Below are 15935 nucleotides of genomic sequence, written 5' to 3'. Positions count from 1 at the left end.
CTAAATTACTTGGCTACAAAGACAACGTTTATCAATGTGTTATAATCTGTTGGTGTAGCAATCACATCATAGGTCATTATACCATTGGCATTAACTTGGACGTTGGCAAATACTGTTGCGTCGTAATAAGTAACATAGTAGTACAATTCATTTGCAGCATAGGTAGGAATAGCAGCGGGCGCTTCATTGGCCCCACCAACATCACTCCTTACCATGGGCGAACCATATTGGGATACATATTCCGCATGCAGATCAATGGATCTACCTGTTCCTACGGTGGCCACGTCCACTTCTATGGAAGGTGGGTAAAATATATCGGGTCTTACATTGTTTATCACATATGGGGTCGAAGCACTACCATCGCCTGTAACACTAATATCGTTACCAGCTGTTACTATAGTTTCGGTACCATCTGCCGTAGGAAGGGTTACACTTGTATCCGTACCCGTACCGTTTGATAAGGTAATGGTATTTCCAGAAAGACTTATTTGTTGGTTGTCGGTGTTTGCCAAACTAGACAGATCTACTGTTTCTGAACTACCGTCTTCTATACCGATAGTTAAGGTGGTTCCTGACAAATTTGAGCCTTGTATACTTTGATTGTCGGCCAATGGAAGTAAACTTACGGTTTGAGAACTACCGTTCTCTATACCTACGGTTAAAGTGGTACCAGAAAAAGCTAAGTTTGCAATATTTTGGTTATCCGTACCCGGATTATCCAAATGCGATAAATCAACAGTTTGAGAACTACCGTTTTCAATACCGACAGTAAGTACATTGGAACTAGTGTTTATCGAAAGATTTGCAATGTTTTGATCATCGCTGCTGTTCGCGGCAAGGTCCTCAAGGGCCTCCTGTACGTTCGTTTCGTTTACACTGTCGCCGTCAACGTCGATAGGGCTTGAAAGATTTACCTCAGAGGCATCTTGGTCATCTGTATCCGTAGCGTAAAGTCCGTTGGCACTAACGCTAAGCGCGTTGTTCGCAGCCGGGTCTGCCACTACTGTAAATTCATTGCTCGCATCCAGGTTCAATCCGTCACCTGCCGTATACTGGGTATCGTTATCGGGTGCACTTGCCAGTGCTTCGATCGCTCCCTGTACATCGGTTGCGCCTAGTGATGCACTACTATCATCGAAGGCTACCTCATCGGCATCCTGGTCATCTGTATCTGTAGCATAAAGACCGTTGGCACCGACACTAAGCGCGTTGTTCGCAGCCGGGTCTGCCACTACTGTAAATTCGTTGCTCGCATCCAGGTTCAATCCGTCGCCTGCCGTATACTGGGTATCGTTATCGGGTGCACTTGCCAGTGCTTCGATCGCTCCCTGTACATCGGTTGCACCTAGTGATGCGCTACTATCATCGAAGGCTACCTCATCGGCATCCTGGTCATCTGTATCTGTAGCATATAGACCATTGCCACGAACTTCCAAGGCATTGTTAGCATCCGGACTGGCTACTGCCGTAAATTCGTTGCTCGCATCCAGGTTCAATCCGTCGCCTGCCGTATACTGGGTATCGTTATCGGGTGCACTTGCCAGTGCTTCGATCGCTCCCTGTACATCGGTTGCACCTAGTGATGCACTACTATCATCGAAGGCTACCTCGTCGGCATCCTGGTCATCTGTATCTGTAGCATATAGACCATTGGCACCGATACTAAGCGCGTTGTTCGCAGCCGGGTCTGCCACTACTGTAAATTCATTGCTCGCATCCAGGTTCAATCCGTCGCCTGCCGTATACTGGGTATCGTTATCGGGTGCACTTGCCAGTGCTTCGATCGCTCCCTGTACATCCGTTGCACCTAGTGATGCACTACTATCATCGAAAGCAACCTCATCGGCATCCTGGTCATCTGTATCTGTAGCATATAGACCATTGGCACCGATACTAAGCGCGTTGTTCGCAGCCGGGTCTGCCACTACTGTAAATTCATTGCTCGCATCCAGGTTCAATCCGTCGCCTGCCGTATACTGGGTATCGTTATCGGGTGCACTTGCCAGTGCTTCGATCGCTCCCTGTACATCCGTTGCACCTAGTGATGCGCTACTATCATCGAAGGCAACCTCATCGGCATCCTGGTCATCTGTATTATCCAAATAAGGACTCAAACTTACGTTATTTGAAACCACCCCATTTACAGTACTTACCAACTCGTTACTTCCATTTATACTTAATGTATTACTATTTATTATAGCAACTCCTGCTCCAGTGACACCATTTACTGTTGTGGTCAAAGTATTTACACTACTTGTATTGGATACCGTTGTTGCCGGTATCAACGTGCTTGCAGCTACGTATTCCCAATCAGTACCGTTCCACTGAATCAGATTCCCTGATGTTGTGCCATCGGCCAACTTGTCTAGAGTAACCCCTCCATTAGCTAACTGGGTTGTAGAAACACCACCTGTGGTTATTCCCAATGTTAAAGGACTCACAGTTGTTCCTGCCCCAGAGACTGTTAATGTGCCGTCCGTAGCTCCGGTTACCTCATTGCCAATTACACCATCGTTTTCCGTTACTGTCACCGACCCAAGGTCTACTAAGGTCCAAGAAGAGGTTGTGTCATCCCATTGCATTACTTGGCCATCTGCTGTTCCGTTGGCCAATTTCTCTAAAGAAACGGCATCATTGGCAATATCAACTGTGGTTATTGTTCCATCCAATATCTTATCACTGGTCACCGCATCGGCACCAAGCTCAGTGTTGCCCACTGCCCCTGCGGCTATCTCTAAGGTAACATCGCCTAACAATGCGTTGGAGTCCCCTCCTACTGTTAAATCACTCGATGTTATATCCCCATCTCCAGTTAATGCCGAAACATCCACGTCCAAGGTAACATCCTCGAAAATTGAATTCGCAGGCGTACCACCTAATGTTATTGTACTGTTTGGCGACGTAAGACTTCCATCGGCCAATACGGATTCATTAACCTCCAAAGCACCTGTTGTAGCATTTTGTGTCAAACCTGATCCAGCCACATCGTTATTTATAGTAGCTGCATTTACCGCACCTGCACCTATATCACCCGAGGCTATCGTTCCATCTAATATTTTATCACTGGTTACCGCATCTGCTCCAAGCTCAGTATTGCCCACTGCCCCTGCGGCTATCTCCAAGGTAACATCGCCTAACAATGCGTTAGAGTCCCCTCCTACCGTTAAATCGCTCGATGTTATGTCCCCATCTCCCGTGATTGCCGTTCCATCTACTTCCAATGCTCCCGTTGTGGCGTTCTGAACCAATCCCGTTCCTGCTACATCGCTATTTATCGCCGCCGCCGTTATGGCATCATCCGCTATATCGGAGGCTGTAATCGTCCCATCTGTAATGTTTTCCGTATTTACGGCGTTGTCCGCCAACTTCGTATTGTCAACGGCATCTGCGGCCAACTCGGTGGTTCCCACTGCTCCTGCAGTAATCTCCAAGGTAACATCGCCTAACAATGCGTTAGAGTCCCCTCCTACCGTTAAATCACTCGATGTTATATCGCCATCTCCCGTCAATGCCGAAACATCCACGTCCAATGTAACATCCTCGAAAATTGAATTCGCAGGAGTACCACCCAATGTTATTGTACTGTTAGGAGATGTAATACTGCCGTCTCCCGACAAGGCTGAAACATCCACGTCCAAAGCCCCTGTCGTACCATTTTTTATCAATCCCGATCCAGCCACATCATTATTTATCGTAGCTGCGTTTACAGCACCTGCAGCGATATCGTCAGAGGCTATCGTTCCATCCAATATCTTATCACTGGTCACCGCATCCGCTCCAAGCTCAGTGTTGCCCACTGCTCCTGCAGCTATCTCCAAGCTAACATCGCCTAACAATGCGTTAGAGTCTCCTCCTACCGTTAAATCACTCGATGTTATATCGCCATCTCCCGTCAATGCCGAAACATCCACATCCAAGGTAACATCCTCGAAAATTGAATTAGCAGGGTTGCCACCCAATGTTATTGTACTGTTAGGAGATGTGATACTGCCGTCTCCCGACAAGGCTGAAACATCCACGTCCAAGGCCCCTGTCGTACCATTTTTTATTAATCCCGATCCGGCCACATCATTATTTATCGTAGCTGCGTTTACAGCACCTGCAGCGATATCCGAAGATTCTACCGCACCTGCCGCAATTTCATCGGTCGTTATCCCATTCTCCGCAACGGCCAATCTTAACGGGTCGACTGTTGTACCGGTACCGGACAAAACCAAGCTACCATTTGATGGGCCTACTACCTCATTACCAATAACACCATCATTTTCAGTAACCGTTACCGAACCAAGGTCCACCAAGGTCCAAGAAGAGGTTGCCGCATCCCAACGCATCACTTGTCCGTCAGCGGTCCCGTGGGCTAATTTCTCCAAAGAAACCGCATCATTGGCAATATCAACTGTGGTTATTGTTCCATCCAATATCTTATCACTGGTTACCGCACCATCTATAATTTCATCCGTTTCAACAGCATCGGCCGTCAAATCTATAACCCCAGTATTGGATATGGTCGCATCTCCAGATGCTGTCACCCCAACGGCATTGTTACTGGCATCGCCAACATATATTTGTCCATCGTTAAGGGTAGTCGCCGCGGCTATTTCACCATCAACATAAGCTTTTGTAGCGGCATCCTGTGCATTGGAAGGGTTGGCTATATTGGTGATGGCCAATCCGCCACCATCATTACCATCTGCCAACACCTCACTCAAATTTTGGTTGTCCGTAACCATATTCCAGTTGGTACCATCATACACATATAGCTCATTTGTACTCGTATCTAGATAGGTTACCCCAGGATTATCATTCGCAGGGGCTCCCACAGGTGCACCGTTACCGCTTGTGGTAAGCTCGTTCGTTGGATCTATGTCAAGGTCCAGTGCATTGTTCGCGGCCAAATCAGCTATAGCCTCTTCAACCGTTGTCTCGTTGGTACTATCACCGTCTACATCGATAGGGTTCAAAAGACCCACCTCGGTAGCATTTTGATCGTCGGTAGAGAAAAGGCCGTTATCCGTACCAAGAGAAATATTGTTTCCCGCATCCCCACTTATTTGAGAAGATACCGTATATTCTGTATTATTACCAGAGACAACCGAAGTCACGTTGTTTCCCGCACCCGCAACAACCGTTGTGGTAAGTTCACTTGATGTTATATTCCCATCCAATTCGGACAGCGCATCTTGCACGTTACCTGCCGTCAATGTTGTACCTGTATTGTCAAAAGATACCTCTGAGGCGTTTTGATTGTCGGTAACCATGGTCCAGTTGGTACCATCGTACACATACAGTTCGTTCGTACTCGTATCTAGATAGGTTGCCCCAGGATTATCATTGGCAGGGGCTCCCACGGGTGCACCGTTACCGCTTGTGGTAAGCTCGTTCGTTGGATCTATGTCAAGGTCCAGTGCATTGTTCGCCGCCAAGTCAGCTATAGCTTCTTCCACTGTTGTCTCGTTGGTACTATCTCCGTCTACATCAATAGGGTTCAAAAGACTTACCTCGGTAGCATTTTGATCGTCCGTATTCACTTCGGCAGCTATATCGGCCAACGGAACGGAAACTACATTTGTATCAGAGTCAATTATATCCAATGTACCCGTTGTAGTATTCACCTCAAAAGTTACATTGGTTGTATTAGTATTCACTTCAGCAGCTATGTCCGCCAACGGAACCCTAACTTCATTTGCATCGCTATCCGTTATTACAAGATCACCAGCAGCGGAATCAATTGTAAAACTAGTATTCGTAGTATTCAAATCGATAGCGGTCAATTCCCAAGAATCACCGTCCCAAAAATAAATAGTTCCTGTAGTGGTATTAACATACAAGTCTCCAAGATCCGCGCCTGTTGGCGAAGTTACTCCTGGTGCAGAAACATCAGTTCCTTGCAAAACTTCACAGTTGCACTGATCCTCTAAAGTAACGGTAGTTTGTGCAAAAGCCATACCGGACAACAGTAAGGTGAAAATTACCAGTATTTTTTTTAACGCACTACTTTTAGCTGTAATAATTTGACTTCTCATACTTTTTAATTTCAATTTCATTTTCAGAAATCCCTATAGTCTCTAAAGTTTTATTCTTGGTTATAATATGGATGGTAAATTGACCTCAATGAAATCAATGTAGATTTACCCCACAATCATATCTGGCAAAGATTCATTTTAAGGTTTACCCTTTAAAATAAATGTTGTGTACTGAGTTATTTGTACAGTATAGATAGACAAACATGAGGTTTACATTATTCATATTTATATACATTTTATCGAAAACACCCTATAATAGTTAGGGTTGCAAAAGATTGACCCTATATATAACTTTTTAATAGAAACATATAACCAAGAAGTGTTTATCATTATACACCTGATAGTTGTAGGTTCAACTTTCTACGCAAAAAGCCATAGCTTAATCAAAAAAATTAAAGAGGTTATGATAGTACTAAAAATTAGATATCAACTTAATCTTTTTTAATCCTATACGTAATTCTTCGATTGGTAATCACGGTAGTTTCCTGAAGGTTGAGAGTGGCTATATCTGAAACTTCAGTACTACATACGAACGCTGAGTTAGATACTATGACCCTATATTGATTTCCATTGGCAGTATTGGGCGGATTGGTAATAGTGAGTGTACTTGTTGTTGTTCCACTATGTATTCCCGTATCTGTCAAATCCTCCCATATCGTACCATTATATAATTGCCATTGATAACTATCCGAACTAGATGCCGATACTTCCATAGTAGTATTACAACCACTACACACGATAACGTCCTGGGGTTGTACAGTAATCGAAGGAGCTGTACCTGACTGCAAAAAATCATAGTTTCCGTTAGAGTCCCCATCCCTTGGCGCGTCATAAGAAGCTGCTGCGACCGAACCGTCCGAATTGACCGTTGGGTTACCCGAGCCGTACATTCCGTTGCTATCCGTATCCGTACCCGCTCCATAAGCCTCATCGGCGTCGCTACAACCATCATCATCGCTATCATCGTCTAAATGATTAGGTGTGGTGTCTCCATCCAAATCACCGTTTCTACAAGCTGTAAATCCGAAAGCGATATCATCCAAAATTGAATAAGATTGGGAAGAATCATCTATTTGCCCGTATACATAAAATCGAAATGCATACTCGGTATTCGCATCCAAATAAAGCGGATCGGCTCCTAAATGTTGAAAAGTAGCATAGGTACTTCCATCGTCGGTATGTAAAACATCTTCGGACAAAGTTGTCCAAACGTCAGAACCTACTTTGGTATAGGCCGTTGCCGTATAATAAGAATCCCCTTGATTAGGTTGGTACCAACCTGACCTAATTTGACTCAAGTGAAATGAAGATAGCTCGGACCCCGTGGTAAAAGATATTTCTACATAATCGCCGTTGGCAACAGCTTCCTCTTTATTCGCTGAAGACACAGGTTCTATTCGTAAATTACTACCACTAACACTGAACATGGGGCTGTTCAGGACCATAGTCTTGGTTTCGTCCAATATCCAATCATTTATTTCCGGCGTATAATCGGTATCCATTTCCAGATTTCCAGCAGGGGAATTCATGGTCCATGCGAACTCATTTGATACACTTTCAGTAGATTCATCACAATCTGAGACACCATCATTATCGTCATCTACATCACACCCATCGGGTATACCATCGTTATCACTATCAATGGCATCATCGAAATACGGACATTTATCATTCGCATTGTCCACCCCATCACCATCGTCATCACATAGACCCGAGGTAACTGTGTAATCCGCACTACTGCCTTTTCCCTGACCACCACTCACCGCTATTGGAACTCCATTACTATCTACGGATCCTGAAATGGTTCCGTTGCTTTCTAAATCGGAAAAATCCAAACCACCGTCTCCTTCCAATGCATCAAAACACCCATCCCCGTCACTGTCCAAATCGTAAACAGCTGTAATACCATCACCATCCAAATCCCCACAACCGGTACTTAACATTACATTGTCTACATATAACAAATCGTGATTATTTACCGGTGAAGATCCATCAAAACTTAATATTACAGTGCTTGTAGTTGGTGTAAAAGAGAAGCTTCTGGAAACCATGTTCAATGTCTCGTTGTTATCTTGGGAATTCCCCCCGTTAGTAGCTGCTATCTGAGTAGAGGTTTCCGTATAGTATACTACGCCATCTATCTTAACTTCAAGCGTTGATTCGCCGGAATGATCGGCATAGGCACCGACGTCAAAAGTGATGGTATTTAAAATATTGGGAGATACGTTGATGGTTTGATAAAATGTAGCCGTACCGGCACCATTCCATTGTGCATAATAGGCACGGTTGGCATTTTTATTCCAACTTTGCCCAGAGCCTGTCCAACTGTTATAAAATATCCAATCGGTAAAATCGCCATTTTCAACAAGTGCAGAAGAGTCGATACATTCATCGGTGTCCAAAATACCATCGTTGTCGTTATCCAAATCGCATATATCATTGATCCCGTCGCCATCGGTATCTATACCTGCCGGATCTGCGCAAGGCTCATAAACGGTCACCGTTGCCGTATCGCTTTTCCCCTGTGCGGGGCAAATCGTGGATGTAGCATCGGTAATGGTATATTCGAAGGTAGTTCCGGGGAAAGCTGTTGCCCCGCTGTAGGTATAGGTAACCAAACCGTTATCCGCATCGTCTATCGTTACACTTCCGATAGCAGGTTGTACCACACTTTCTATAAAAAAGTTTTCCCCATCGGGTTCGGAATCGTTTGCGAACAGATCGATTTGGACAGAAACCGTGTTTCCGTAGGAAACGACCTCCAAATCATCGTTGGCAATAGGAGGATTGGGATTTTCAATGGTTTCGGCATCCGTAGTGGTCATCGAATAATGGTTGGTTCCGGCTATGGTACTGGGTTGTGCCACGGTAGTGGCGACCAATCGGGTAACCCCATTGGTAGGGTGTACAAAATTGGGATATCTAACCTCTATAATATAGGTTTCATTTTCCCCCAAGGGCAAGCCAAAATGAACCTGTTCGGGTTGTTGGGTACCATGACCGTACACCCCGTTGACCTGCCTAAGTCCGCTGACGATGTTACCGGCACAGTCTTTTATGATTACATTGGTACCAATGGCCACACGGCCCGGAAATCCCCCTGTAGTGCCATCGGCCGAACGGTCTTCGGTCACATTTACTATTAAGTGATTGTTTCTGTTGGCCGCGGGTAGGTTATTGATATAAAGTTGATTGGAACTGTTGTTGATATTCATATAGATATCGAGGTCTCCGTCGTCATCGATATCGACCATGGTGGTACCCTCGCCATCCCTGCCACTGTTAAAAGTTTCCGGATCCAGGCTAAAGGTCATTGGTGCCCCGCTACCTACCACCCCTGGTGCGGGAGTAGGACTATTTAACTGATTGATGAACAAATAACTTCTACTATTCCCCACTAGAAGCAAATCGATATCTCCATCGTTATCGATATCACCACCGGCCAAGGCATCTATTCGTGCAGAAGAGGAGCCGCTATTGGTATTTGAGGGTTGTGGCAGACCGGGAAAAACGCTCGACCCCAGGGCCGTCCAAACTCCCGCCCCATCGTTTCTATATATTTGGGTTAAACCATTTTCTGTCCATACCGCATCTAGATCCCCGTCATTGTCCAAATCCCACAATCCATTGCCTCCCTTATTACTATTATTGGCCTGACCCAAGTCTGCCCCGTTGGCGAACATGCCCCCTTGATTGAGAAAGAAATCGTTTTCGTCACGTTTTCTCATAAAAATATCGACCCATCCATCATCATTCACATCTGCCGCCGTACCATAATCGCCATCGGTCGCATATTGGTTTAAACCATACTGGGTAACGCCATTGCCATTGCCCGTTGTGATATGGGTAAACAAACTGGTCGGGGCCGGATTTACAATGCTATGGGTGGTGTGGTCTATATAGTTGTTCCTTAACAGCTCTATCCCAAAATCGTGGCTATCGAAGAATATATCTAAATCACCATCCCCCTCAAAATCGAAGAAACCCGCTCCTTCCGTATTTAAATTACTAATATTAATAGTAGCCCCCGATCTTCCTATGGTAATAGGGGCAGTACCTCCCGCCCCATTTCCAAAAGTACCGTTTGCATTTTGTATAAAGATCTGAATTGCCACTCCCGATCCATAACTACCGTGGGAATTGATCATAAAATCGGGCCGGCCATCGTTGTTCAAATCTCCCCAAACCGCTTGCCTCTCTGCCGCGTCGCCAAGCATACCCGGAGCCAAAGTACTTTGTACATTGGTAAAAGTACCAGCTGGTGACTGACGCATCAAAAAACTCTTAGTACTATTCCCATTGTTGTTTTCTAATACCAAAACATCGATAAGGCCATCTCCATTAAAATCTGACCAAGCATGTCCACCATCTTTCCTCTGGCCTAAGTTCAGCCCATAAGAAGCCGCACTTTCCGTAAATGTGGTCTGTGCACTTATTAGTACCGTGCAAAACATAGCCATTAAGAGTAGACTTTGCTTAGCTAAAATGCAATTCCTGATTTCGGGAATTTTCATTGTTAATTATTAAACTGCTAATTTAAGGGGAGTATTTAGCTGATTATTAGGTATTCCAAAAATCAGCTATTCAAAAAAAAGAGAAAAAAAAATGTTGTAAACACCCTTAAACTAGAAGTATCGGAATAAAAAAACGATGGCAAGCCATCAAAACCACTTTAAAAACAGGGCTTTTGAGCTTAAATGAAAGAATTGTAGTCTATTACAGACCCATAAATTCAGGATTTTCTTTCATCTGTGATTTTCCTATTAGTTCTTGATTACTGTAAAACAACAGTGGTAATGGAGTAAATTCACTTCTATTTTTCTAACAGGGCACTTGCCCTTCTAGGGCATACCATAACGAATGTACCTCCAACAAAATAGCACAACAACGCTGGCTATATTCTGTTTATAGAACTACACTATGGGCATGCTGACCATTAAAAATTATAGAATATTTTTCTTATTCTAGAATTATAAACTCAGAACGCCTGTTATACTCGTGTTTTTCAGCAGAACATTTAACACCGTCAGCACATTCGTTCAAAAGTTTAGATTCGCCATAACCTTCTGACACCAAACGATCGGGAGATATTCCTCTTTTCACCATATAATCTACAGTAGATTCGGCCCTCTTTTGTGAAAGCCATAAATTATAAGCTGCAGGACCTCTACTATCTGTATGTGAATTTACTTTTAACTTTAGGCTAGGATATTTTTCCATTGCCGCAATCACCTTTTCTATTTCTACTTCAGAATCTTTACGAATGTTATACTTATCAAAATCAAAGTAAATAGTACTTAGTTGTAATAATTTTGCCAAATCGTCTCCAAAACCGGCCGTTACCCTATCTCTTTCGAGATAAAAATCAATAATTTTTGGCTTACCGTCAGATTCACCAATATACTCCTCATGCGGCACATACCCCTCCATTAGAGCTCTCACGAAATTACCTTGATTACAATCCAAGGTCAGGCTGTATTCTCCATCGGAATCGGTTATCGTAGATAGTAATTCCTCATTTTCCTCATTAATGACCTTAATGGTTGCCCCTACCAATACTTGATTGGAAATCTTATCCCGAACGGTACCGGTAACTTGCTGGACACAATCAAAAATTAGTGGTTCTTTTTCTATAAAACTATATATATCATCAAAACCTTGACCGCCATCTCTATTAGAGGCAAGGTAACCTTGTTTGGTTTCTTCATTAAAAATAAAGGTAAAATCGTCTTTAATACTATTGACAGGTTCGCCTACGTTCATAACCTTACCAGTAAAATCGTTTCGTTTGATCTTGGTTGCAAAAACATCCAACCCACCTAAACCAGGGTGCCCATCCGAAGAAAAATATAATATCTCCTCGTTGGTAACAAAAGGAAAAGTTTCCCTTGCCTCTGTATTTATGTTTGAACCAAGATTTATGGGAGGCCCAAAAGTTCGGTCATTATTGATTGCAACTTTAAAAATATCGGACTCACCTATAGATCCTGGCATATCAGAAGCAAAATACAGTGTTTTTTCATCGGGACTCAATGCAGGGTGGGCCACAGAATACGAATCGCTGTTAAATGGCAATTCCTCGATTTCACCCCATGTACCATCTTCCATTAATTGAGCCCTAAAAATCTTTAACCTAATTATACCTTTATCATCTTTTTTGTACTTACCCTCTACTACATTGTTACGGGTAAAGTACATTGTTTGCCCATCTTTGGTTGTGATGGACGTAGATTCATGCAATCTAGTATTAACATTATCTCCAAGCTTGACTACATTATCGATGGAAGAACTATCTGCATTAACCTTATATAAATCTAAAAAATCCTTCGAGTTCCATGTATGTCTATATCTGGCAAAATTACCTGTATCCCTATCGGACGAGAATATTAGTCCCTCTTTATAATACGAAGGTGCAAATTCTGTATAAGGAGAATTATATTCGAATGTCCTAAGTTCATATCTGCCCGAGTTTGCCTTTATTTCCGCCAGATAATCGCGTTCCGTTTTATATTCACTGGCCCTTAAATCATTCGATGTTATCTCAGAAAATTTTGCCATTATAGTACTGGCCTTTTCGTAGTCTCCCAATGATTTTAATGATTGGGCATATTTAAAATAATCTTCGGCCGTAATTTCAGTAGGATAATCAGAAACCAGTTGGGCATAAGTCTCACCTGCTTCTTTGTAGTCTGCATTATAATAATAAGAATTTCCCAGCTTTCTTAATAGGTCTGCGGAGGCATATCCTTTTTCCAATACCTTTTTATAGATATCTATTGCGGGCCTGAAAGAGTACTCTTCATACTTTTCATTCCCTTTATTAAGCAATCTTTCTTGAGCAAAAGTGCTGTTTATATTGATTATGAGCCCAATAAAAATGAGAAACTGTATTTTTTTCATCATGTGATTGTTCATATTTAGAAGAAACGTGGTGACACTAATCTTTGGAAAGATTTTACCAATTCGAATCTTAAAAAGACCTCAAAAGAACCATCATTGAACTGAGTTCCTCCCAATTCAGTTGTTTCTCTATCGTAGGCAAGCCCCAGCATAAACTGTTCTGAAATCTGAAACCCGGCCATAGCACTTACTGCAGCATCCCATCGGTAGGCAGCCCCAAAAGTGAATTTTTCGTTAAACATAAAGTTAGCCGATAAATCTACCTGTAAAGGTGCACCGCCAACCACTTTTGTAAGAAGTGCAGGCTTAAACTTAAGATTACCGTTTAGGTCAAAGACATATCCCGTAATAAAATAAAAGTTTATTCTTTCTTTGGATAAAAACTGAACGGAATTTGCATCTGTTTCAGAATTGTCGAAATGTTCTGTCTGTAAAAGATTAGGTGCAGACAAACCTGCGTAAAATTTATTGGAATGATAGTAAAACCCAAGTCCGATATTTGGCGAAAACTTGTTTTCTATATTATTGGAATTAACAGGTTCCGCATCGAAATTTCTCAGCTTGGTAAAATCAAGGTTCAATAAATTACCACCGGCCTTTAGACCAAAAGATAGTTTCCCTTCCCTTGATACATCTATAGTATAGGAAAGAACAGCATCAAAATAGGTTTCTTGTACCGTACCATTACCAATTTCATCATTAACTATAGACACTCCATAACCCAATTTACTGTTACGGATAGGTGAATGAAGGTTTAATGTTTGAGTAGTAGGGGCACCATCTAGACCAACCCATTGGGAACGGTAAAGAGCCGCAATACTTAATTGTCCCCGAGAGCCCGCATAAGCAGGGTTCACACTCATAGTATTGAACATATACTGAGTATATTGGGCATCTTGTTGTGCATTTATTACCCCTAAAAAAAGTAATGAAATTGCTAATAAGCTAAGAACTTTATTTCTGATATTCATACTGTTATGATATTATCTATCAATGTAAAGATACTCACTATCCACAAAACTCTCTCCGTCTAATGTGGTATAGTCAAAAATGTAATAATAGATACCCGCTGGTAGATATTTCTCAACATTGAATGTTGACCTTCCTCTAGACCTACCATCGAAAACATTATTTTGGTTATTGTAGTTTTCTCCTTCATAAACGGCCACTCCCCATCTATTGAAAATCCTCAACTTGCTATATCTAATGTTTTCAGTACCTCTAATGAACAAAAAGTCGTTTCTTCCATCTCCATTGGGCGTAACCATCTGGTTTACCACAATTTTTTTAGATATGGACTCTTCTACCATTATGGTTACCGTTGCGGTATCACAATTACCAAAAGAGTCACATATGGTATACTCAAAAGTATCCGTACCATAGAATTCATCATTAGGTGTATACGTAACCGTATCGTCGCTAATATCATCAGGAGTACCTCCGTCATTCACCTCTACGATGCCATTAGATGGATCGGTAAAGGTCAATGTTCCATCTGAAGGTATATCCATGTCGTTTTCCAATATATCGATATCTACAGGTGTATTCTCAGTGGTGGAAACATCATCATCAACAACATCCAATAATTCAATGTTTGGATCTAGGTAGTCCGGCGTTCCGTCGCCATCCGTATCGTCGTTGGTAGGATCGCCATCGCCATCGGCGTCCTCGTCGGGGGTGTCGATGCCGTCGCCGTCATCGTCAAGGTCCCGGTAGTTAACGTCCTCAGTGCCATCCGTATCGGGAAGGTCGTTCGCGGGATCGTCTATCTCGTCGTTCACGTCAAAGCCGTCGTCCACATCACTGCCCTCGTAGCCGTCGTCAAGACCGTCGCCGTCCGTATCGACACCGGTATATTCGTTCTCGGGCTCGCCGTCATAATCAAAATCATGGCCCTCATTGTTGTCCGGAACCGTATCGTCGTCGCTGTCAAGGTCTATATAGTCCGGCGTGCCATCACCATCGGTGTCCACCGGGGAAACTCCGCCCGGGTAGGCACTGTTCACGCCGTCGTTCGAGGCATACGTCGCCTCGTCGTCATCGTTCGGTGCCACATAACCAGCCGTCGTCTGTCCCTCCACGTTGTCGGGAATGCCGTCATTGTCGCTGTCGATGTCCAAATGGTTCGGGATGCCATCGCCGTCGGTGTCCAGGGGATCCGTCAAGGGATCGCCGTCACCGTCAAGGTCCGGGTCCTCCACAGAATCCAATATGCCGTCGTTGTCGTCGTCAAGGTCAGCACTGTCGGGCACACCGTCCCCGTCCGTGTCCTTCTCGGGAGAAGAATCGGGATCTAGGTAGTCCGGCGTTCCGTCGCCATCCGTATCGTCGTTGGTAGGATCGCCATCGCCATCGGCGTCCTCGTCGGGGGTGTCGATGCCGTCGCCGTCATCGTCAAGGTCCCGGTAGTTAACGTCCTCAGTGCCATCCGTATCGGGAAGGTCGTTCGCGGGATCGTCTATCTCGTCGTTCACGTCAAAGCCGGCGTCCACATCACTGCCCTCGTAGCCATCGTCAAGGCCGTCGCCGTCCGTATCGACACCGGTATATTCGTTGTCGGGCTCGCCGTCATAATCAAAATCATGGCCCCCGTTGTTGTCCGGAACCGTATCGTCGTCGCTGTCAAGGTCTATCTAGTCCGGCGTGCCATCACCATCGGTGTCCACCGGGGAAACTCCGCGCGGGTAGGCACTGTTCACGCCGTCGTTCGAGGCCTACGTCGCCTCGTCGTCATCGTTCGGTGCCACATAACCAGCCGTCGTCTGTCCCTCCACATTGTCGGGAATGCCGTCATTGTCGCTGTCGATGTCCAAATGGTTCGGGATGCCATCGCCGTCGGTGTCCAGGGGATCCGTCAAGGGATCGCCGTCACCGTCAAGGTCCGGGTCCTCCACCGAATCCAAGATACCGTCGTTGTCGTCGTCAAGGTCCGCACTGTCAGGCACACCGTCCCCGTCCGTGTCCTTCTCTGGAGAAGAATCGGGATCCAGATAGTCCGGCGTTCCGTCCCCG

The 15935-nt window shown here is 44.2% G+C and carries 4 protein-coding genes and 1 pseudogene; all 5 read right to left on the bottom strand.

Annotated features, from left to right (window positions below):
• Nucleotides 1-5: 5 nt before the first annotated feature.
• The gene (locus tag AB657_RS00530; protein WP_157491531.1) at nucleotides 6-6023 is read right to left on the bottom strand and encodes a beta strand repeat-containing protein; all 6018 of its coding nucleotides are present in this window, start codon (nucleotides 6021-6023) and stop codon (nucleotides 6-8) included.
• 431 nt (nucleotides 6024-6454) lie between these two features.
• Nucleotides 6455-10483 (bottom strand): FG-GAP-like repeat-containing protein, encoded by a 4029-nt coding sequence (locus tag AB657_RS00520; RefSeq protein WP_047244717.1) that lies wholly within the window; start codon nucleotides 10481-10483, stop codon nucleotides 6455-6457.
• A 499-nt stretch (nucleotides 10484-10982) separates the two neighbouring features.
• Entirely contained in the window at nucleotides 10983-12926 is a 1944-nt protein-coding gene (locus tag AB657_RS00515; RefSeq protein WP_047247697.1) for an OmpA family protein, read from the bottom strand.
• 14 nt (nucleotides 12927-12940) lie between these two features.
• Nucleotides 12941-13894, bottom strand: coding sequence for a PorP/SprF family type IX secretion system membrane protein (locus tag AB657_RS00510; protein WP_047244716.1), 954 nt, complete (start codon nucleotides 13892-13894; stop codon nucleotides 12941-12943).
• Between the two features lie 12 nt (nucleotides 13895-13906).
• A pseudogene (locus AB657_RS00505) lies at nucleotides 13907-15935 on the bottom strand (T9SS type B sorting domain-containing protein); the annotation flags it as partial.

The sequence above is a fragment of the Maribacter thermophilus genome (assembly GCF_001020565.1).
Taxonomy (GTDB): domain Bacteria; phylum Bacteroidota; class Bacteroidia; order Flavobacteriales; family Flavobacteriaceae; genus Maribacter; species Maribacter thermophilus.
This window is presented reverse-complemented; position numbering and strand designations above follow the sequence as displayed.